This window comes from Pseudomonas sivasensis (assembly GCF_013778505.1).
GTDB lineage: Bacteria > Pseudomonadota > Gammaproteobacteria > Pseudomonadales > Pseudomonadaceae > Aquipseudomonas > Aquipseudomonas sivasensis.
Genome location: NZ_JAAOWU010000024.1, coordinates 47,105 through 67,421, shown reverse-complemented (window position 1 = coordinate 67,421; position 20,317 = coordinate 47,105). Strand labels below are relative to the sequence as shown.

The 20,317-nt window shown below is 62.7% G+C and carries 15 protein-coding genes; 6 read left to right on the top strand and 9 right to left on the bottom strand.

Translation table 11 applies throughout. The annotated features are described in order from the left end of the window. Positions 1-22 precede the first annotated feature (22 nt). Positions 23-6,286, bottom strand: coding sequence for a non-ribosomal peptide synthetase (locus G9Q84_RS26570; RefSeq protein ID WP_181644349.1), 6,264 nt, complete (start codon positions 6,284-6,286; stop codon positions 23-25). Positions 6,287-6,774: 488 nt separating this feature from the next. Here G9Q84_RS26570 and G9Q84_RS26565 point away from each other — a divergent pair, with 488 nt between their 5' ends. The 3 genes from G9Q84_RS26565 to G9Q84_RS26555 all read left to right on the top strand — a co-directional run bounded on the left by G9Q84_RS26565 (position 6,775) and on the right by G9Q84_RS26555 (position 10,448). Further along, positions 6,775-7,569 carry a helix-turn-helix transcriptional regulator gene (locus G9Q84_RS26565; RefSeq protein WP_032887288.1) on the top strand — a complete coding sequence of 265 codons (795 nt, stop codon included), beginning with the start codon at positions 6,775-6,777 and terminating at the stop codon, positions 7,567-7,569. Then, a complete protein-coding gene (gene adeC, locus G9Q84_RS26560; protein WP_181644348.1) occupies positions 7,569-8,987 on the top strand; it encodes an AdeC/AdeK/OprM family multidrug efflux complex outer membrane factor in 1,419 nt (472 codons plus the stop codon). The genes G9Q84_RS26565 and adeC overlap by 1 nt, the downstream gene beginning before the upstream one ends. 993 nt (positions 8,988-9,980) lie before the next feature. Continuing rightward, positions 9,981-10,448 carry an Sbal_3080 family lipoprotein gene (locus tag G9Q84_RS26555; protein ID WP_050442838.1) on the top strand — a complete coding sequence of 156 codons (468 nt, stop codon included), beginning with the start codon at positions 9,981-9,983 and terminating at the stop codon, positions 10,446-10,448. A 32-nt stretch (positions 10,449-10,480) separates the two neighbouring features. Here G9Q84_RS26555 and G9Q84_RS26550 read toward each other — a convergent pair whose 3' ends face one another. The 6 genes from G9Q84_RS26550 to G9Q84_RS26525 form a co-directional block, all read right to left on the bottom strand. Then, positions 10,481-10,978, bottom strand: a complete 498-nt coding sequence (locus G9Q84_RS26550) for a hypothetical protein (RefSeq protein ID WP_181644347.1) — start codon at positions 10,976-10,978, stop codon at positions 10,481-10,483. A 167-nt stretch (positions 10,979-11,145) separates the two neighbouring features. Continuing rightward, positions 11,146-12,078: a pyridoxamine 5'-phosphate oxidase family protein gene (locus G9Q84_RS26545; protein WP_181644346.1), complete on the bottom strand. Its 933-nt coding sequence runs from the start codon at positions 12,076-12,078 to the stop codon at positions 11,146-11,148. Positions 12,079-12,158: 80 nt separating this feature from the next. Next, entirely contained in the window at positions 12,159-13,043 is an 885-nt protein-coding gene (locus G9Q84_RS26540; protein ID WP_179178730.1) for a LysR family transcriptional regulator, read from the bottom strand. Then, positions 13,043-13,951: a LysR family transcriptional regulator gene (locus tag G9Q84_RS26535; protein ID WP_122756827.1), complete on the bottom strand. Its 909-nt coding sequence runs from the start codon at positions 13,949-13,951 to the stop codon at positions 13,043-13,045. The genes G9Q84_RS26540 and G9Q84_RS26535 overlap by 1 nt, the downstream gene beginning before the upstream one ends. 18 nt (positions 13,952-13,969) lie before the next feature. Continuing rightward, complete coding sequence (locus tag G9Q84_RS26530) at positions 13,970-14,602, bottom strand: glutathione S-transferase family protein (protein ID WP_095185638.1); 633 nt, start codon at positions 14,600-14,602, stop codon at positions 13,970-13,972. A 106-nt stretch (positions 14,603-14,708) separates the two neighbouring features. Then, positions 14,709-15,581 (bottom strand): LysR family transcriptional regulator, encoded by an 873-nt coding sequence (locus tag G9Q84_RS26525; RefSeq protein ID WP_181644357.1) that lies wholly within the window; start codon positions 15,579-15,581, stop codon positions 14,709-14,711. Between the two features lie 135 nt (positions 15,582-15,716). Here G9Q84_RS26525 and G9Q84_RS26520 point away from each other — a divergent pair, with 135 nt between their 5' ends. Next, a complete protein-coding gene (locus G9Q84_RS26520; RefSeq protein WP_032887279.1) occupies positions 15,717-16,490 on the top strand; it encodes a glucose 1-dehydrogenase in 774 nt (257 codons plus the stop codon). A 14-nt stretch (positions 16,491-16,504) separates the two neighbouring features. Continuing rightward, complete coding sequence (locus G9Q84_RS26515) at positions 16,505-17,557, top strand: L-idonate 5-dehydrogenase (RefSeq protein ID WP_181644345.1); 1,053 nt, start codon at positions 16,505-16,507, stop codon at positions 17,555-17,557. A 77-nt stretch (positions 17,558-17,634) separates the two neighbouring features. Here the strand turns inward: G9Q84_RS26515 and G9Q84_RS26510 are convergent, their stop codons facing one another. Both G9Q84_RS26510 and G9Q84_RS26505 read right to left on the bottom strand, forming a co-directional pair. Continuing rightward, positions 17,635-18,426, bottom strand: coding sequence for an ABC transporter permease (locus tag G9Q84_RS26510; RefSeq protein ID WP_099600917.1), 792 nt, complete (start codon positions 18,424-18,426; stop codon positions 17,635-17,637). Next, positions 18,423-19,100, bottom strand: a complete 678-nt coding sequence (locus G9Q84_RS26505) for an ABC transporter ATP-binding protein (protein ID WP_181644344.1) — start codon at positions 19,098-19,100, stop codon at positions 18,423-18,425. The genes G9Q84_RS26510 and G9Q84_RS26505 overlap by 4 nt, the downstream gene beginning before the upstream one ends. 132 nt (positions 19,101-19,232) lie before the next feature. Here G9Q84_RS26505 and G9Q84_RS26500 point away from each other — a divergent pair, with 132 nt between their 5' ends. Further along, the gene (locus tag G9Q84_RS26500; protein ID WP_181644343.1) at positions 19,233-20,309 is read left to right on the top strand and encodes an aldo/keto reductase; all 1,077 of its coding nucleotides are present in this window, start codon (positions 19,233-19,235) and stop codon (positions 20,307-20,309) included. Positions 20,310-20,317: the final 8 nt, after the last annotated feature.

Sequence of the window (20,317 nt, the reverse complement as noted above, 5' to 3'; positions counted from 1 at the left end):
TCAACATGGGCAAGCGGCTTTTTCAGATCCGACGCCGACGACCAAGCTGCGGAATCGCCGGCTGCGGCACCTCCACCTTCACCACCTGCGTCACCGTGCAGGCAGCTAACTGCGCCAGCGTCGGCTGGCTGAACAACGTCCGCGCATCCACCTCCAACCCCGCTTTGCGCAGGCGCGCCACCAGGTTCACGGCCAATAACGAATGCCCGCCCAGTTCGAAGAAGTGGTCGTGGCGCCCTACCCGCTCCAGCTTGAGCACCTGCGCCCAGATCCCGGCCATCAAGGTTTCCACTTCGCCCAGGGGCGCCTCATAAGCGCGGCTGAGCACCGCCTCCAGCCCTGGTTCTGGCAGGGCCTTGCGGTCGAGTTTGCCGGCGGGGTTGAGCGGTAGTTCATCAAGCTGTACGAAGGCCGACGGCACCATGTATTCCGGCAACTGCGCCAGCACATGGGTGCGTAAGTCTTCCAGGCTCGGCGCCGGGCCGCGCACGGTGAAGTAGGCAAGCAGACGCTCATCACGAATCAACACCGCCACCTCACGCAGCGCCGGATGTGCCAGCAGGCACGATTCGATTTCCCCCAGTTCCAAACGGACGCCGCGCAGCTTGACCTGGAAGTCGTTACGCCCGAGGAATTCCAGGTTGCCGTCCGGCAGGTAGCGCACCAGGTCGCCGGTGCGGTACAGCCGATCCCCTTGTACAAACGGGCTGTCGATAAAGCGCTCGGCCGTCATTTGCTCCAACCCCAGATACCCACGGGCCACGCCGACACCGCCGATATGCAACTGGCCGCTGACGCCCATGGGCACCGGCGCGTCGTGTTCGTCCAGCACGTACAGGCGCGTGTTGTTGATCGCCCGGCCGATGGGCAATTGCAGCGCGGGCACCGGCGCGCCGGGCTCCAGGGTCCAGGCGCTGCTGTCTACGGTGGCTTCGGTGGGGCCATAGACGTTGTGCAGGCGCACCTTGGGCAAGCGCGCCTGCACGCCACGGGCCAGGGCTTCGGTGAGCTCGCCGCCGCCACACAGCACATCGGTGAGGCTGGTGCACAGGGCGGATTCTTCCAACTCAAGGAACTGCTGCAACATCGCCGGTACGAATTTGATCACGGTGATCTGTTGCTCGCGAATCACTTGCGCCAGGTAGGCCGGCTCACGATGACCATCGGGCCGCGCCAGGACCAATCGCATGCCATTGGCCAGCGGCCAGAACAGCTCCCAGACCGATCCGTCGAAGCTGAACGGCGCCCGCTGCAACAGCGCTCCGCCCTCGGCGTTAGGGCACAGTTGCGAGCCCCAGTGCATCAGGTTGCCCAGGCCGCGATGTTCGATCATCACGCCTTTGGGCGTGCCGGTGGAGCCGGAGGTGTACATCACGTAGGCCAGGTTGGCGACGCTCAGCCCCGGCACCGATGGGTTGCCCTCCGGCGCGTGGCTCCAGGCACAGTGGTCAAAGTCGATCACCGGGATGGCGACTTCACCCGGCAAGTCGCGGGTGGCCGCGTGCACCAGCAGCGCCACCGGTTGGCTGTCCTGGAGCATATAGGCCAGGCGTTCGCGGGGGTAACCGGGGTCCAGCGGCACATAGGCGCCACCGGCCTTGAGGATGGCGAGCAACCCCACCACCAGGTCCAGGCCGCGCTCGACGCACAGCGCCACGCGGGAATCCAGCTGCACGCCACGCTCGCGCAGGTAAAAAGCCAGCCGGTTGGCGCGCTCGTTGAGTTCGCGATACGTCAGTTGCTGCTCGCCGGCCTGCACCGCCACCGCGTGCGGAATGTGGCGAGCGTGGGCTTCGAACAGCGCCTGGACGGTAAGGGTTTCGGGGTAGTCGGTTGCGGTGGCGTTGAAGTCCAACAGCAGTGTCTGCACTTCACGGGCGGGCAGCACCTGCACGTCCCGCAACGGTGCTTGCGGTGTATTTTCCAATGCATCCGCCAGGTTGATCAGCGTCGTTTCCAGATAGTCCAGGATTCGCTCGGCGCCGACCTTGCGCGGTGCCTTGGCCTTGAGATGAAAACCGCTGGCGGTATCGTCCACGCTGAGCATCAGCGGGTAGCTGAGGATGTCTTCGGCGCTGACCAAAGCGATGCCCGGCACCAAGACAAGGTCGCGCTCGGCATCGGTATGACGGTAATTGAGCAGGCTGTTGAACAGCGGCGTCGCGCTGCTGCAACGCTGGGCCAAGGCCAGCGACGCTTGCTCATGGGCGAGCAAGGCGCTGAGTTGGCGATGGGTGTCGCGCAATGCGTCCGCCACGTTTTGCCCGGCCAGATGCAGACGCAATGGTAGGGTATTGATGAACATGCCCAAGGCCCGGTCGGCGCCCTCGCCTGCCTGCAAACGGCCGAGCAACACGGTGCCGAACACGCCATCATCACGGCCCGCTACACGGCTGAGCACCTGGGCCCAGGCCAGGTGGAACAGGCTGGCAGCACTGACGCCCAAACTACGGGCCTGAGCACGCAAGCGCAGATTGAGGTCATCACTCAGGGCACGCTGGGCTTCTTCGGTGTCGCTACGATTGGCCTGGCGCTCCTGCAGGCCGAAGGCCAACGTAGGCTCGTCCACATCCCCCAGCAGTTCACGAAAGAACGCCTCATGGGCCGCCTGGCGCGCCGGTGAACGAGACTGCGCCACCACCGTGCGATATGGCACCGGCGTCGGCAATTGCGCTTGTTGGCCGAGCAGATGGGCGCGAAGTTCCTGCATCAGAATAGTGGTGGACGTGGCGTCGTTCACCAAATGATGAAAGCGCAATCGGGCGACCCAACCCGTGGGCGCTTCGGCATAGTCCAGCGCCATCAACGGTGCCTGGCGCAAGTCCAAAGGCCTATCACCCTCACACCACGGCTCAACACGCAAGCGCGCCGCGCGCCACACCACCTGCATCGGCTGCTCCAAGGCTTCCCAGGCCAGACTGGTGCGCAAAATATCGTGGCGGTCGATCACCTGTTGCAAGGCTTGGGCAAAGGCGTCCAGTTGCTCGCGCCGTTCAAAGCTGAACAGTGCCTGTTGCTGGTACGGGTCGTGCTCATCGGTGAGGTGGTGGTAGAGCAAACCTTCCTGCAGCGGCGCCAGGGGGTAGATTTCCTGCACGTTGGCCGCGCCCCCGGGAATAGCCGCGACGATGCCGTCCAGGCTGGTTTGATCCAGCTCGGCCAGCGCCAGTAAATCCGAGGTGATGTGGCGGCAGTCAGCAGGGATGCGATTGTCCGGCACTTGCACTTCGCTGCCTTCACTCACCGCCGCCAACGCCGCCAGCGTCGGCTGGCCGAACAGCACTTGCACATCGGCGCGCAAACCAGCCTGGCGCATGCGCTGCACCAATTGCACCGCGAGCAACGAGTGCCCGCCCAGTTCGAAGAAATGGTCGTGACGGCCCACGTGCTGCACCTGCAACAGCTCGGCCCAAAGCTGCGCCAGGACGGTCTCCACACCGGCGCGCGGCGCTTCGAACCGTCGAGTGACGAATGCCGCCTGGGTCGGCGCCGGCAGTGCCTTGCGGTCGAGTTTGCCGTTGGCGGTCAGGGGCCACGCGTCCAGGGGCATGTAGGCCGCTGGCAGCATGTAGTCCGGCAATGCGTTTTGCAGATGGGTGCGCAGGGTTTCGATGTCGACGGCCTGGCATGGGATAAACCAGGCGAGCAATTGCCCGTCGCGAGACTGCACCACGGCTTCCTGGACGTCCGCGTGGGTGGCCAGGGCCGATTCGATCTCCCCCAGCTCGATGCGCATGCCACGGATTTTCACCTGGTCGTCATTGCGGCCCAGGTATTCAAGCTGACCGTCGGCCAGCCAGCGCGCAAGATCGCCGGTGCGGTACATCCGGCCCGGCGCAAAGGGGTTGTCGAGAAAGCGTTCGGCACTCAGTTCCGGGCGGTTCAGGTAACCGCGCGCCACGCCTTTACCGCCAACGTACAACTCCCCCGCCACGCCAATGGGCACCGGGCGCTGCTGGTCATCCAACAAGTAAACGGTCGCGTTGGCGACGGGCGCACCGATGTGCAACGGTTGGCCCGCATCGACGCGACCGGAGGTGGCAACCACGGTGGCCTCGGTGGGGCCGTAGTTGTTGATCACGTCAAAGGTTTGTGCGCGTGTGAAGCTGCGTAGGCGATCGCCGCCGATCAGCAAGGTGCGCAGGGTCGGATGCTCCAAACGCTGGCTGAAGGCGTATTCGGCCACGGGGGTCGGCAGGAAGCACACGTCCAACGGCTGCGCGCGCCACCAACCGAGCAGCGCGTCGATGTCTTCCGCACCGTCATGGGCCGGTGGCAGGTGCAACGTGGCCCCCACGCACAACGCCGGCCAGACTTCCCACGCCATCGCGTCAAAACCGAAGCCGGCGACGCTGGCGGTGTGGCTGCCCGCCTGCAGATTAAAGGCCTGGCAGTGCCAGTCCACCAAGTTGCAGACGCTGTGGTGTTCGACCATCACGCCCTTGGGCAAGCCGGTGGAGCCGGAGGTGTAGATCACGTAGGCGAGGTTCGACGGTTTGACCGCAACGTGCGGGTTGGCACCCACCTGCAGCGTCGGTCGGTCCAACTCAACCACCGGCAGCGCCAGGGCAGGCAGGCGATGCCGTAAATCGTGCTGGGCGAGCACCGCCACCGGCGCGCTGTCTTGCAGCAGATAGCTCAAGCGCTCAGCGGGATGGGCCGGGTCGACCGGCACGTAGCAGGCGCCGGCTTTGAGGATCCCCAGCAGGCCCACCAGCGTGTCCAAACTGCGCCGGGCCAGAACCGCCACGCGATCATCGGGCTGCACGCCCAGCTCAATCAGTTGATGGGCCAATCCATTGGCTTTTTGATTGAGTTGGGCATAGGTCAACTGACGGCCCTGGTAGATCGCGGCCACTGCGTCCGGCGTGCGCACGGCCTGGGCTTCGATGCGTGCGTGCAGGGTGTGCGGCTGCGCAATCGGCTGTGCGGTGGCGTTCCACTCGTGCAGCCGGGCCTGTTCGGCGGCCGTGACCATGGAGAACGCACCGACAGGCAACTCGGTGTTATCCAGCCCTTGCTCCAGCAACCCGGTAAAGCGCTGGGCCAAGGCGAGCACCTCGTCGTGCTGGAAGTACGCCTCGTTGTACACGCAATGCAGCGTCGCGGTGCCCTGGCAGCGGTTGCTGCGCAGGTGGATGGCAATCGGCAGCGGTTCATGGTGGTTGGACACCTTGATCGCGCGGGCCTGGATGGCGCCGTAGCGCAGTTCATGGTCGTCCTGCTCGAAGGACACCGACAGGTCGAACAGTTGGGCGCGATCCGCACGGCGCAGGCCCAGTTCGCGATTCATCTCGCTCAACGGAAACCGTTGGTGACGCAAATCCTGCTTGAGCTGGTCGCGCACGCCGCGCACCAAGGCGCCGAACGGCAGTTGTTCATCGAACTGAAAACGCACCGCACTGACTTGGGCAAACAGCCCTACGGTGGCGCGAAAACGCGCGTTGGAGCGGTTGAGAATCGGCAGCCCGACCACCCAATCCGGGCGCTGGGCGGTGCGGGCGAAGTACACATACATCGCCGCCAACAGCACATGAAACGCCGAGGCCTGATAACGGCTGGCCACCTGTTCCATGCGGTCAAGCAAAGCAACCGAAAAGGGTTGCGCCAGGGTATTGCTGGTCGCGTTGGCGAGCTGCTTGGGCGTGAGCAACGGTTCCGGCAGCACCTGGTATTTGTCCAGCCAGTAGGCGCGGTCGCGGACGAAGCGGGACGAGTTGCGGTAGCGCTGGTCGGCGTCGATAAAGTCGATATAGGACGGTGCCGCCGGCTCCGATGAACGACCTTGTTCAAGGCCGGTGTAGAGCTGCGCCAGGGATTGCAGCATCTGGCCAAAACCCCAGCCATCAAGGATCACGTGATGGGCCTGGGTGCCGAGGCGGTAGTGGTTGTCGGCGAGCTTGACCAGGAAGAAGTGGAACAGCGGCGCGCCCTCCCTCTGATAAGGCCGCGCCATGTGCGCCTGCATCAAGGCCTGGCTGGCGGCCTGTGGGTCGGGCAATGCGGATAAATCGTACTGCGCCACTTCGGTCAACAACGCGGGGGCGAAGGTTTGTCGAGGCAAGCCGTGGTCGTCACTGTGCAGTTGAGTGCGCAGCGCATCGTGCCGGGCCACCAACTGCTCGACAGCTCGTTGAATCAATTCAGGCACCACCGCACCTTCGAAGTCGACATAACCGCCGATGTTGTACAGCGGCGAATCGCCCATCCGCAGTTGGTCGAGCCAGATGTCCTGTTGGGCCGCGGTGAGGGGAAAACTGGCCGGCAGGCTGGAAAATTGCTGCATAAGATCCTTCTCATGGGTGTCAGGCACTGGCCGCGCAGGGAGCCCCATTACGGCGAAATTGCCGGATTTGAGCATGGGGGGTTGGGGCTGTCTGTCACCCTAAACCCGGACATTCAAATGGATGGATCCCGGTTGACTGAAGGTTCACAGCTGAAACGATTAAAGAGCTGTAGGAAATTGGCTATACGCGGTCGCTAGTGATTTTTTACAACCTCATCTCGATAAATATATTTTCTATGTAAATCAGAAACTTAAGTTAAATTCAAAAAGACTCAGCCGTTCACTTAGCCGGAAACAGCTCTCAGAAACGTCGAATTAATGACGTGGTTTTTATGGCAGTTTGTGTCCCTCGTTTCCGCTACATACGTAGGAAGAATCCCCTGGCTAAATAAAATCTCGAGTGCCGACTCTCGTTCATGAGGAACGGATCGCCCCCCAGAGGCCCAGGGAGTTCGTTGACGGTTTTCGACATCAAGGATGAGATGGCTATGAGTTTGAAGCGCAGCATGGGTAACACACAGAGCCCGAATTTCTTCGCTGAAATGGGTGAATTGATTGCACACAGCGGCCATGAGGCGTTTGCCGACCATATGCTGCATCTGGTCAGCAAATGGGTGCCGATCCACTTGGTGGACCTCAGTGAGTGGACCCTCGACGAGCTGCGCGATCGCGTGCTCGATATCAAGCTGCTCGGCAGCGCCGGCCAGAAGCAGGACTTGCCGCCGCCCCTGGCGGTGTGCCAGTTGGATGACCACCCGCTGCTGCTGCAAATGCTCAGCATGCAGGACCCACTGCTGATCCAGATGAACGCCAGACCCAACAGCGCACACCCGCGCGGCACCTCGCACCAGTGCAACCTCGTGTCGCGCCAGGGTAACCGGCGCTGCGTGATTTCGTTCTACCGGCCGCCGACCCAGCGCGGGTTTTCCCTGGCCGAGTTGTCGTTTCTCAAGTGCCTGTCGGACACGCTGCTGCCGCTGATCGAACGCCACGCCCAGATCCTGCGCCAGGCGCCGCACGACCAGTCCGAGCCGGGCCATACACTGCTTGAGCAATCGCAATTGCAGCGTGAGTTCTATAAGCGCCTTTCTCTCGGAGACATCACCCTGTCGGCCCGCGAGCAGGAGGTGTGCCTCGGGCTGTTGACCGGCGGCACCGTGCCGCAGTTGGCGGAAAAACTCAGTGTTAAAAACAGCTCAATCGAGACCTACCTCAAGCGCGCCGCCGCCAAGCTGGGTGTGAGTGGCCGGCATGGTTTGGCCAAATGGATGGTAGGCGCTTGATGAAAAAACTCACCCTCACCGGCATGGTCTTCGTGCTGGGTGGCTGCTCGCTGATCCCCGAGTACCAGCGGCCCGAAGCACCGACGCCTGGCCAGTACCCCCAGAGCGGTGTGTATGCGCTGGCACAGGCCGGCACGCTGACGCCCTCCTCGGACTGGCAGCAGTTGTTCCATGACCCCGCACTGCAACAGCTGATCCGCGAGGCGCTGGTCAATAACCGTGACCTGCGGGTGGCGGCGCTGAACGTCGAGGCCTTCCAGGCGCAGTACCGCATCCAACGGGCCGATCTGTTCCCGGCGGTGTCCGCCACAGGTGCCGGCACCCGTCAGCGTGTGCCTGGGGCTGTGAACGGCACCGGTAAACCGGCGATTACGTCCACCTATTACGCCACCCTCGGCATCAGCGCTTATGAGCTGGATTTTTTCGGCCGCGTGCGCAGCCTCAGCGAACAGGCGATGCTCACTTACCTGGGCACCGAAGAGGCACGGCGCAGTGCGCAATTGAGCCTGGTGGCCAACGTCGCCAATGCCTACCTCACCTGGCGCGCCGACCAGGAACTGCTGGCCCTGGCCCAGCAAACCTTGGCGGCCAACGACCACAGCCTGCACCTGACCAGCCGCAGCAAATCGGCGGGCAAAGCCTCGGCCCTGGACGTGGTGCAGGCGCGCACCAGCGTCGAAAGCACCCGCGCCAGCGTGGCACGCTATGAGCGCCAGGTTGCGCAAGACCTCAACAACCTGGCCCTGCTGGTCGGCGGCCCGGTGGACCAAACCCTGCCGTCCCGTCCGCTGGCGGATGACCTGGTAGCCCGCGTGCCCGCCGGGCTGCCGTCGGACCTGTTGCAACGCCGCCCGGATATCCTTCAGGCCGAATACCAGTTGCGCGCGGCCAACGCCAATATCGGCGCCGCCCGTGCGGCATTCTTCCCGTCGGTAAGCCTTACGGCCAACGCCGGCAGCACCAGCACCGAACTGTCAGGGCTGTTCAAGGGCGGCTCCGGCAGTTGGACCTTCCAGCCGCAAATCAACCTGCCGATTTTCAACGCCGGCAGCCTGCGGGCCAGCCTCGACTACGCCAAGCTGCAAAAAGACATCGGCGTGGCGCAGTATGAAAAGTCCATCCAGACCGCCTTCCAGGAAGTCGCCGACGGCCTGGCGGCCCGGCAGACCTTTACCGACCAACTCAACGCGCAACGGGACTTCGTCGCCGCCAACCAGGCGTATTACGACTTGGCCCAACACCGCTATCGCAGCGGCGTAGACAGCAACCTGACCTTCCTCGATGCCCAGCGCTCGCTGTTCAGCGCGCAACAGGCATTGATCGTGGACCGGCTGGCGCAGCTGGTGGCGGAGGTGAACCTGTATACCGCGCTGGGCGGTGCATGGGGGGATGGGGCGGTGCTGACGAGCCAGCGCTAGCGGAACTGTCGAGTGAGTGCTGTCGAGCGGGCCTACAGTGGTGAGAAGGCTTGCTGTGGTGAGCAGACTTTATTGTGGTGAGAAGGCCTACTGTGGTGAGCAGACTTATTGTGGTGGGCAGGCCTACTGCGGTGAGCAGACTTATTGTGGTGGGCAGGCCTACTGCGGTGAGCAGACTTATTGTGGTGGGCAGGCCTACTGCGGTGAGCAGACTTATTGTGGTGAGCAGGCTTGCCCTGCGCTGGGCTGCGAAGCGGCCCCAATACTGAGGAATGCCGATTGCCAGACACTCCGCGGTGATGGGTTTTGGGGCTGCTGCGCAACCCAGCGCAGGGCAAGCCTGCTCACTACACAGAGCCTGCTCGCCACAACACAATGTGTGCACTCGCAACGCTGAGCACTGCAGATCGTAATCGCCCTCAGGACTTCACTGCGATCATCCAGCCATTACCCCCCACATGGACGTGAGCAGGTTTACTGTGGTGAGCAGGCTTGCCCTGCGCTGGGCTGCGAAGCGGCCCCAGTACTGAGGAATGCCGTTTGCCAGACACTCCGCGGTGATGGGTTTTGGGGCTGCTGCGCAACCCAGCGCAGGGCAAGCCTGCTCACTACAAACAGCCCGCTTGCCACAACACAATGTGTGCACTCGCGACGCTGAGCACTGCAGATCGTAATCGCCCTCAGGACTTCACTGCGATCATCCAGCCATTACTCCCCACATGGACGTGAGCAGGTTTATTGTGGTGAGCAGGCTTGCCCTGCGCTGGGCTGCGAAGCGGCCCCCAGTACTGAGGAATGCCGTTTGCCAGACAGTCCGCAGTGATGGGTTTTGGGGCTGCTGCGCAGCCCAGCGCAGGGCAAGCCTGCTCACTACACAGAGCCTGCTCGTCACAACACAAGGTGTGCACTCGCGACGCTGAGCACTGCAGATCGTAATCGCCCTCAGGACTTCACTGCTATCATCCAGCCATTACTCCCCACATGGACGTCACTATGCGCCTGATCGCAGCTCCCGCACTTGCCCTGGCCCTTACCGGCTGCAGCATCACGCAAACCGTCACCCCAGTTTCCCTGTCCACCACCCAGTCCCCGGAGATCTGCACGATCCCCGCAGAAGGCCTGCGCGAAGGATTCAACACCACCTACACCGCGCAACTGCGCAGCAAGGGTTTTCACACCCGCGAATTGCCGCCCGGGAGCCCGCCTGCCAGCTGTGCGTTGTCGACCACCTACATTGGCAAATGGAGCTGGGACATGGCGCTGTACATGAGCTTTGCCCAGATCCAGGTGTTCGAGAACGGCCGCCAGGTCGGCCAGGCGCTGTACGACTCGACTTCAGGTGGCGCGCGGATGGGCAAGTTTATCGACGCACAGAACAAGATCATCGAGATGACCAACCAGCTGTTCCCGGAAGTGGTCTACGGTACGACCCGGCCTGACCTTCCCTCAGTGCCAGACTGAATTCAACAGACAAGCACCTGAAGCTCTACGTCTTAAAAGTCTGTGATATTGAAGTCCAGCTCGACCTCGTACCCACGCCCCACGCGTGTTCTTGTTTTAAACCACATCTTTCCGCTGATCGGTTTTGCAGGGTAGGCGCTTATCAGCTTAACCCAACCCTCAATCCCTTCGTAATCTGTGGTGACACCGGTGTCTCGGATAAAAGTCATATAATCCAACCTCAGCGTCACAGGGGTTGCGCCGATACTATCGGTGTCGCTGGGAGCGCTCTCAGGGTTTACACCAATACTATAGGTGCCGCTGGGAGTGCTCTCAGGAGTAAGCTCCAGCCCAATGAGCGATGTTCGACCAGGGCTTTCCAGATCATCCACTGTGCCATGGAAACGCAACATCCCATTTAGGTTGTCACGGTAGATCCATGTCGCCTTAAAGGGATACGTTTGATCACCGCTCAGGGTTTCGACCGTGCCGTTCATGGTACCGGTGGCCGTCCCTTTATTAGACTTATGCAGTTCGATGTCTTCAAACATGTTGATCTCCCGCTCCACTATCAATGTGAGGTCGCCGCGCGTTCAACCGGTATTGAAGTGGAATAAACGTGAGTTGTAACCTGTGACTTATGACAGGTTTAAACACGCGTTTCTTATTACCTGTGGTCATTAGTACAGGGTTCACTTCGACCAGAACGGCACGCGCACTACCACCCCCCCATCGCCAGACTGAACGGCGAAAACTGCTCAAACTCCCAACGCAACGCCAACGCCGCCGGGCGCCTTACCACGTGTTCCACGGTCACCGTCCACAACCGCTGCGCGCCTTCAAACGCTGCCACGTCGGGACCGCTGAGGATCAGCGAGGTGCTTCCGGCAATCTGCAATACGTCGCCCGAGTCAAAGTCGATGAACAGCAGACCCGCCACCGGGTTGGCTGCCAGGTTGCCCAGGGTGTTGAAGAACAGGTTGCCGGCGAAGTCCGGGATGGTCAGCACGTTGCCGTCGACGCGCACAAAGCCGGTGTTGCCGCCGCGATGGGACACGTCCACCGAACGTTCGCCTTCAGCGTCCACATAGCTGGCGACGAAGAAGGTGTCGGCGTTGCGGATCATCGCTTGGGCGCCAGCGTCGAGGCTGCTGGAGCGCTCGGCCACGGTGCCGGGTTTGCGCGCGATACCGTCCACCGGCCGCAGTTGGATGTATTTAGGGCAGTTGCCGAAGGTATGCACCACGTCCACCGAAAAACCTTCGTGATCGAGGGCGCCGATGCGGCCGTTCATGCGGTTGCGACGGCGGGTGTTGAGGTCGATGCCCAGCAGCCCCACGGACGCTCCTTGCCGCACGGCATTGCGAGCGGGGTCGCTGGTATTGGGCAGACTGTCGATTTGCAGGGTCTGCGGCTCGGGCGAATGGGCGAAACCCGGTGCGCCCTCAACCATCGTCGCCCAGGGAATGCCCTGTTCGTCCACCACACCCAGCAACAGGTATGGCAGCAAAGGGTAGAAATCCCGGTGCTGCTCAGGCAAGTGATCACGAATCACTTTGGGCCCGACCACAGCCATGCGCTCAGCGACGCCGGCGCTTTCCTGCATCTGCCGTTCGCCGGCATGCCAGGGGGATAGTTCGATTGGATTCATGGCGATGACCTCCCGTTAGATGCTGCGATGCTGCGCCCTGCCCGCCAACAGAGGGAATAACCACCCCAGACAATCCACTGTTACGCCAACTGAAATGCTGGGTGTTCCCGCAACGCCGCCACGCAATGGTCGACAAAACTGCGCACACGCATCGGCGCGTTGCGGCCCTCGCGATACACCACATTGACTGGCAGCGGCGGCCCTTCATAGGCCGGCAAGATCCGGCGCAATTGCCCGCTGCCCAACGGCCCGTGCAGCGGGTAGCTCAGGCAACGCACCACGCCCGCCCCCTGCACGGCGGCATTGATTGCGCCTTGTACCGTGGAGCAACTCAACCGCGCACGCGCCTTGAGCAAATAGCCTGGGAAATCCCAATGCACGTGCTCGGCACTGGCGATCAGCCGATGCTGCTTGAGCTCGCTCGGGTGCCGGGGCTCGCCGTGGGTGGCGAGATAATCGGGGCTGGCGCAAAGGAGTTGCCGCACCTGCCCGAGCGGCCGCGCGATCAGTGACGAGCTGGGCAGCTCGCCCACCAGGATCGCCACGTCCAGGCCCTCCTCATGCAGGTTGGGGTCATAGTCGTGATAACGCGCCACCACGCGCATGTCGGGGTACCGCTCCAGATAGTCGGCCAACACCGGCGCCATCAGGTAACGGCTGAACAACAGCGGCAAGAACACCCGCAGATTGCCCTGAGCCTGCACATGCGCGCCCTTGGCCGAGGCTTCGGCGGCGTCCACGCTGGCCAGCAGTTGCAGGCAGTCGGCCAGGTAGGCGCTGCCGGCGTCCGTAAGGCTCACGCCTTGGGTGCTGCGTTGCAGCAACGTCACGTGCAGGCGTGCTTCCAACCGCGCAATGGCACGTACCAAGGTCGGGCCGGAGACGCACGCACGGCGCGCCGCCGAGGCCAGGCTCGGTTGTCCGGCCATGGCGGCGAACAGTTGCATATCGCGAAAGCGCTCCATCAGCCGTGCCGTTGGAGCGCGGCGTCCTGGCCCAGGCGCTGGCTGAGAAAATCCACAAACGTACTGACCTTGGCCGGCACGCGCCCGCTGCTCTGGAACACCACCTGGATCGGCAGCGGCGCCGGTTCAAAAGCCTCCAGCACAATCTCCAGTTCATCGGCCGCCACCGCTGCCGCGACTTGATACGACAGCACACGGGTCATGCCCCAGCCCAGGCGCGCCAGGTTGATCGCCGCGTTATTCGCCGAGACCACCAGGCGTGGTTCGATGGGTACCGTCAGCGGCTGGCCGGCGTCGACAAACGCCCACTCACTGACCAAATGGCTGGAGGATAGGCCGATGATTTGCGCTGCGCGCAATTGCTCGGGGTGCAGCGGGCGACCGTGCTGGTCGAGATAACCAGGCGACGCGCACACCACACGACGCACCTCGCCCACCTTGATCGCCTGTTGCCCCGGTTCATGCAGATGGCCGATACGCACAGCCACATCAACCCCTTCGTCGACCATGTTGACCACCCGATCCACCAGCAAGGCATTGATGTTCACCTGGGGAAAGCGGTCGAGATAGTCACCCAGCAACGGCGCCACAAACAGCTCGCCAAACAGCACCGGTGCGGTCACCGTAAGGTGTCCACAGGGGATCGAATAACTGCCCGCCGCCGCTTCTTCGGCTTCGTCCAACTCGGCGAGGATGCGCCGGCAATCTGCGAGGTAACGCTGGCCGGCTTCGGTCAGGTGCAAGCTGCGCGTAGTGCGCGCCAGCAGCTGGGTGCCGATGCGTTGTTCCATGGCCGCGATGGCGCGGGTCACGCTGGGCGGCGAGGTGTTCAGGCGGCGCGCGGCGGCAGCGAAACCCTCCTCCTCGGCCACCGCCAGGAACACCTGCATTTCGTGAAATCGGTCCATCGATGCGCCTCAGGAAGGTTACTGTGATTGCAAACCTACCGCCGTACGCGGCATGCCCACAAAACCTGGCAGGGCCTCAATACTGGCAAGCCAGGCGCGCACCTTAGGGTAGTCGACCAGCGAAACATTACCTTCCGGCGCATGGGCCACGTAGGTGTAGAACGCGATATCTGCAATGCTCGGCTGCTCGCCAGCCAGGAAGCGGGTTTCGCTCAGTTGCTGTTCCACCAGTTCCAACAAGGCATGGGCGCGACTGATGGCGGCCGCCGCGTCCACGTCGGCGCCAAATACCGTGGCCAACCGTGCAGTCGCGGGCCCGGCATGCAGCTGCCCGGCAGCCGCCGACAACCAACGCTGTACACGCGCCTGCCCCACCGGGTCGCTTGGCAGCCAGTGGCCGTTGCCGTATTTCGTGGCGAGGTAGACCAGGATCGCGTTGGAGTCCGCCAGCACCGTGCCGTTATCGTCAATCGCCGGCACCTGGCCGAAGCGATTGATCGTCGCCGTGAAATCAGCGGATTTATGGGCGCCTTGCTTGAGGTCCACCAGGATGAATTCGGTGGGCAGCCCCAGCAGGGACAGCATCAGCTCGGCCCGATGGGAATGGCCGGACAGTGGAAAACCATAGAGTTTGATCGCAGGCTGGGACATGTAAGGCTCCAAAAGGTGGGGGTTCCGACACCTGAGATGTTCTACCGCTGCGTCGATCAATGGAATCACCAGGTTTTACAATCCAGCATTTCACCGGGTGAAACAATCACTCGCCAAACAGTTCAACGATCAGCGTAAACAGCGTGGTCTTCACTGCGCTGTCCAACTCGGTCCAAGCCAACCCCGTGCTGGCCTGAAACGCTCCCAATACCAGCGGCCGCGACACGCAGTTGGCTGGCAACGCCCGCGCAGCCTGCTGCGGCAAAACGCCGACGCCCAACCCGGCACAGACCAGCGCGAGCATGGTGGTGAACTCGCCCAGCTCGGACGCGATCTGCAGCGGGATGCCCACGGCCTGGATAAATTCGTCGTAGAACCCCGGCGCATAGCGCCGCGCGAGGATGTACACCGGCACGTCGAGCAGATCGCTGGGCTGGATCGAATCCTGTGCGGCCAACGGATGATCCATCGGCAAGGCCACACAGAACGGCTCGCGCAACACCACACGGGTCTGCACACCGGGGTAGGCGGCGGGCAGGCGCATCAAGCCGAAATCGAGGCGGCCATGCTTCAACGCGGCGGCTTGATCGGGGCCGGGCATGTCCTTGAGTTCCAGCTCGATACGCGGGTAGCGCTGATGCACCGCGCGGATCAACTCGGGCAACAGTTGCGGCAATACCGACGACACAAAGCCCAGCCGCACTCGGCCGATTTCCCCCCGGTTGGAGGCCCGCGCCGCCTCCGCCGCACGCGCGGCCTGGTGCAGGGTCGCCTGGGCTTCCGGCAGGAACACCCGACCGGCGTCGGTCAACGTCACCGAGTGCCGATTGCGGTCCAGCAGGCGTACGCCCAAGCCACTTTCGAGTTGCTTGATCTGCATGCTCAGCGCCGGTTGCACAATCGACAACTGCCCCGCCGCCCGGCCGAAATGCAGCTCCTGGGCCAGTACCACAAAGGCGCGCAAGTGCTTGAGTTCCATCCAGCCCTCCTGGTTATCACGGATATTGATCAGCCGATCATAAATGAACATTGGACCTGCGCCCTACACCGAGGTGAAGTTAAGCCCATCAGACAGCGTTTTGATTATCACAAGCGCGCGCGGAGAAATATGCCCATGCAAAGCGTTCTAGACACCTTTCGCCTCGACGGCCGGCTGGCGCTGGTCACCGGTTCCAGTGCCGGTATCGGCCTGGCCATCGCCCGTGGCCTGGCCCAAGCGGGCGCACGGGTGGTGCTCAACGGGCGTAACCGCAGCACATTGCGTGACGCCGCCGCCCTGCTGACCCTCGAAGGCCTGGAGGTGCACACCCAGGCCTTCGACGTGACCGACAGCGCAGCAATCCAGGACGGGGTGGCAACAATCGAGGAACGCTTCGGCCCCTTGGACATCCTGGTGAACAACGCCGGTATGCAACGCCGTGGGCCGCTGGAAGACTACAGCGAGCAGCACTGGCGCGAACTGATCAGCACCAACCTCGACAGCGCCTTCCTGGTGGGTCAGGCCGTGGCGCGGGCGATGATTCCGCGCAAACGGGGGCGCATCATCAATATCTGTTCGGTGCAAAGTGAATTGGGCCGCCCGGGCATCGCGCCGTATGCGGCGAGTAAAGGCGCGTTGAAGATGTTGACCAAGGGCATGGCCATCGACTGGGGCCCGCACGGGCTGACGGTCAACGGTATCGGCCCCGGTTACTTCAAGACCGAGTTGAACGCCAACCTGGTGGCCAACCCCGAATTCAGCGACTGGCTGGTGCAGCGCACACCGAGCCGCCGCTGGGGCGACGTCGCCGAGTTGGCCGGTGCAGCGGTGTTTCTGGCCAGCGATGCCGCAAGTTTCGTCAACGGTCATATCCTGTATGTCGACGGTGGCATCACCGCGTCGCTGTAACCCTGGAGAACCTTATGCACGCCATTGTCTGCCACGCCTCAAAAGACCTGCGGGTGAGCCCCCAGGACGAACCCCCTGCTCTGGGGCCCGAGCAACTGCGTGTACGCATCGCCCGCGGCGGTATCTGCGGCTCGGACTTGCACTATTACCAGCACGGCGGCTTCGGCACTGTGCGCCTGCGCGAGCCGATGGTGCTCGGCCATGAAGTATCGGCAGTGATCGACGCCGTGGGCTCGGACGCCGGCCAGTTCAAGGTCGGCCAGCGCATTGCCGTATCGCCGTCACGCCCGTGCGGCGCTTGCCGCTATTGCCATCAAGGCCTGCCCAACCATTGCCTGAACATGCGCTTTTACGGCAGCGCGATGCCCTTTCCGCATATCCAGGGCGCGTTTCGCCAGAGCCTGGTGATCGAGACGCATCAGGCACATGTGCTGGCCGATCACGTCAGCCTCGCCGAAGGTGCGCTGGCCGAGCCGTTGTCGGTCGGGTTGCATGCGATCCAACGGGCCGGCGCGGTGTTCGGCAAGCGCGTACTGGTGACCGGTTGCGGCCCCATCGGCAACCTGCTGATCGGCAGCCTGCGCGCCGCCGGTGCCGCTGAAATCGTCGCTGTGGACCTGTCCACCAGCGCACTGGCCTGCGCGGAAAAAATGGGCGCCACGCGCACCCATAACATCGCCGACGGCATCGATGCACTCAAACGCTACACCGCCGAGAAGGGTTACTTCGAGGTGATGTTCGAAGTCTCCGGCAGTGCCCAAGCCCTGCGTAACGGCCTGGACTGCATCGCCCCGCGCGGCGTGCTGGTCACTGTCGGGTTGGGCGGTGAAGTGTCGCTGCCGCTGAACCTGCTGGTCAGCCGCGAGATCGACCTGCGCGGCACCTTCCGCTTCCACAGTGAGTTTGCCCAGGCGGTGGACTTGCTCAATCGCCAGGTCATTGATGTACGGCCGGTGATCTCCCATACGGTGCCGTACGAGCAAGCCGTGCAGGCGTTTGAACTGGCAGCGGACAAGACCCAGGCGATGAAGGTGGTGCTCGACTTTGGTGTGGCGGAGGTGGATTGAAGCGGTGGGCCAGATAACCTGAGGTTGCCTGATCGACCGCCATCGCCGGCAAGCTGGCTCCCACAGGGGCTGGTTTGTCAGCGCTCTTCCAGTCGCTCGCGCAAAAAGCGGTGGCTCACCGAAAACAACCGCCGATAGGTAAGCAACACCGCCCCTACCGTGCCCAACGCCGATGACGCGGCGATCAAGAACATGATCACGATTTGATACCGCACCGCGTCCACAGGGCTCTCTCCGGCCAGCACTTGGCCGGTCATCATGCCGGGCAGACTGACGATGCCGACCACGGTCATCTGGTTCAGCGTGGGGATCATCCCGGCGCGCACGGCCTGGCGAATGGCTTCCTGGGCGGCTTCCCAGCGTGAGCCGCCGAGGGCCAGGATCATTTCGATGGTGTTGCGGCCCGAGGTAAGTTCCTGGGTCATGCGCTCAATCCCTAAGGACACGCCGGTCAAGGTGTTGCCGAGGATCATGCCAAGGATCGGGATCGCGTATTGCGGCTCGTACCATGGGTGAATGCGGATCACCGCAAACAAGCCCACCGCCGTCACCAGCCACGAACTGCCCCACACCGACAGAATGCTGTCGACCCGCTGCCCCCGATACGTACGCCGCCCACGTCCCGCCGCCGAAAGCCCGGCGATCAGGGTCATGGCGCACATCAGCGGCAGCACCACGTACCAATAGGCGAATTCAAACACCCAGCCCAGCAGGTAACCGATGGCCAGCAGTTGCACCACGGTGCGCACCGCCGCCCATAACAACTGGCGTCCAAGGCCCAGGCGCAGCAGCAACGACAGCGCGCCGTTGACCAGGATCAGCGACGCGGCAATGCCCATGTCCAGGGCAGTGAGGTTTTGATAATTCATGGTTGGGCCGCTCCGCTGAGGACACCGGCACTCATGTGCAAGTGGATGTCACTCATGCGCTGTGCCTGATCCAGATCGTGGGATACCCAGATATAGGCGCGGGACTTGTTACCGGCGAACCAGGCGTCGATCAGCGCTTCCACGTCACGGGATGACGCAGGGTCGAGGGCGGCGGTTGGCTCGTCGAGCAACAGCACTTCGGGGTTCAGTTGCAGTGTGCGGATCAGCGAGACCACCTGGGACTCACCGCCCGACAGGTCCAACGCGTTCTTGGTCAAAAAATCCGCCGCCTTGCCGGCATGCCCCAACAAGGTCGTCACCACGTCCTGGTCAAAGCGGCGTTGGTGGAGCGTCTTGAGACTGAACGGGAACCTGAGGTTGTCCTCCACCGTGCCTTCGAGCAACGCCGGGCGTTGAGACAGGTAGCTGATATGGCTGCGGTAATGGGGGATCTGCGCGTTGACGATCGGCTGGTTATTCCACAGCACTTGCCCGGAACTCGGCGTATCGAGCAAAGCCAGCGCACGCAGGAAGACGCTTTTTCCAGAGCCCGATGAGCCGGTGATGGAGACACGGTCGGCGCGCTTCAAGGTGAAATCCGTGGGTTGCAGCAAAGCCACCTGGCGACGCTCGTCGATACGCGTGAGGGCGCGGGTTTCTATCAGGGCGCTCATGGACGCGGTATTCCTCTTAAAACCTGTTGGGCGCAATGGTGAAGCAGGCGCAGGAAGTTTTCATGAAAAAATCCAAACTATCGCCACCCACGTTGTTCAGAAACTCAGGTTCAACGTTAAGTAGGAGACGACATGCAATACCGACAACTGGGCCATTCGGGCCTGCTGGTATCCGAAATCATCCTCGGCACCGTGCCCTTTGGCGGTCGCGCCGAGTTTGAAAAATGCGGATCGGTGGACGTGCCCCAAGCCAAGCGCATGTTCGATATCGCATTCGATGCCGGGGTCAATATGGTCGACACCGCCGACCTCTATTCCCACGGTCTGGCCGAAGAAGTGGTCGGCAAGGCCCTGGGTGACAAACGCAACGATATCCTGCTGGCCACCAAGGGCCGCAGCCCGGTAGACAGCAACCCGAACAACTCCGGCTCCTCGCGCTACCACCTGATTCGCGCCTGCGAAGCCAGCTTGAAGCGCCTCGGTACCGACCACATCGATCTCTACCAATTGCACAACTGGGACGGCATGACGCCCATCGAGGAAACCCTCGAAGCCCTGCGGCTGTTGGTGGGCTCGGGGAAAATCCGTTACTTCGGCACCAGCAACTTCACCGCCTGGCAGATGATGAAAACCCTGGGCAAGGCCGAACTGCACGGCATGCTCAAGCCGATCACCCAACAGATCTACTACACCCCGGAATCCCGCGAGGCCGAGTACGAGTTGCTACCGTTGGCCCTGGATCAGAACGTCGGCACCCTGGTGTGGGGGCCAATGGGCGAAGGCCTGCTAACCGGCTCCACGCGCCGTGGGCAAAAACCGCCGGCCAATACCCGCCAGGGCAGCGACTGGCCGGAACCCTACGTCCATGACCAGGAGCGTGCGCTGGACATCATCGAAACCCTCGCCACCGTGGGTGATGAACACGGCGTGTCGGTGGCGCGTACCTGCCTGGCGTGGCTCAAGGATCGTCCGGGGATTACCTCGCTGATCGTCGGCGCCCGCACTGAAGCGCATCTGCGCGACAACCTCGCGGCCACCGAACTGAAACTCACCGACGAACAGTCCTCGCGTATCGAAGCGGTGACACGGCGCCAACCGTTGTATCCGTACTGGCATCGTTTTACGGCCGGCATTGATCGCTTTGATCCGGCGGAGCAGCCGTTCCTGGCCGAGCATCAGAAAACCATGGATGCACGCAAAGACAAGTAACCCCTGAC

What these genes read in the sequence shown, in the direction of transcription:
- G9Q84_RS26520 (WP_032887279.1), top strand. Translation starts at nt 15,717, where the DNA reads ATGCAAAGCGTTCTAGACACCTTTCGCCTCGACGGCCGGCTGGCGCTG.
- G9Q84_RS26545 (WP_181644346.1), bottom strand. Translation starts at nt 12,078, where the DNA reads ATGAATCCAATCGAACTATCCCCCTGGCATGCCGGCGAACGGCAGATG.
- G9Q84_RS26555 (WP_050442838.1), top strand. Translation starts at nt 9,981, where the DNA reads ATGCGCCTGATCGCAGCTCCCGCACTTGCCCTGGCCCTTACCGGCTGC.
- G9Q84_RS26535 (WP_122756827.1), bottom strand. Translation starts at nt 13,951, where the DNA reads ATGGACCGATTTCACGAAATGCAGGTGTTCCTGGCGGTGGCCGAGGAG.
- G9Q84_RS26550 (WP_181644347.1), bottom strand. Translation starts at nt 10,978, where the DNA reads ATGTTTGAAGACATCGAACTGCATAAGTCTAATAAAGGGACGGCCACC.
- G9Q84_RS26525 (WP_181644357.1), bottom strand. Translation starts at nt 15,581, where the DNA reads ATGGAACTCAAGCACTTGCGCGCCTTTGTGGTACTGGCCCAGGAGCTG.
- G9Q84_RS26530 (WP_095185638.1), bottom strand. Translation starts at nt 14,602, where the DNA reads ATGTCCCAGCCTGCGATCAAACTCTATGGTTTTCCACTGTCCGGCCAT.
- G9Q84_RS26510 (WP_099600917.1), bottom strand. Translation starts at nt 18,426, where the DNA reads ATGAATTATCAAAACCTCACTGCCCTGGACATGGGCATTGCCGCGTCG.
- G9Q84_RS26540 (WP_179178730.1), bottom strand. Translation starts at nt 13,043, where the DNA reads ATGGAGCGCTTTCGCGATATGCAACTGTTCGCCGCCATGGCCGGACAA.
- G9Q84_RS26570 (WP_181644349.1), bottom strand. Translation starts at nt 6,286, where the DNA reads ATGCAGCAATTTTCCAGCCTGCCGGCCAGTTTTCCCCTCACCGCGGCC.
- G9Q84_RS26565 (WP_032887288.1), top strand. Translation starts at nt 6,775, where the DNA reads ATGAGTTTGAAGCGCAGCATGGGTAACACACAGAGCCCGAATTTCTTC.
- G9Q84_RS26505 (WP_181644344.1), bottom strand. Translation starts at nt 19,100, where the DNA reads ATGAGCGCCCTGATAGAAACCCGCGCCCTCACGCGTATCGACGAGCGT.
- G9Q84_RS26515 (WP_181644345.1), top strand. Translation starts at nt 16,505, where the DNA reads ATGCACGCCATTGTCTGCCACGCCTCAAAAGACCTGCGGGTGAGCCCC.
- G9Q84_RS26500 (WP_181644343.1), top strand. Translation starts at nt 19,233, where the DNA reads ATGCAATACCGACAACTGGGCCATTCGGGCCTGCTGGTATCCGAAATC.
- adeC (WP_181644348.1), top strand. Translation starts at nt 7,569, where the DNA reads ATGAAAAAACTCACCCTCACCGGCATGGTCTTCGTGCTGGGTGGCTGC.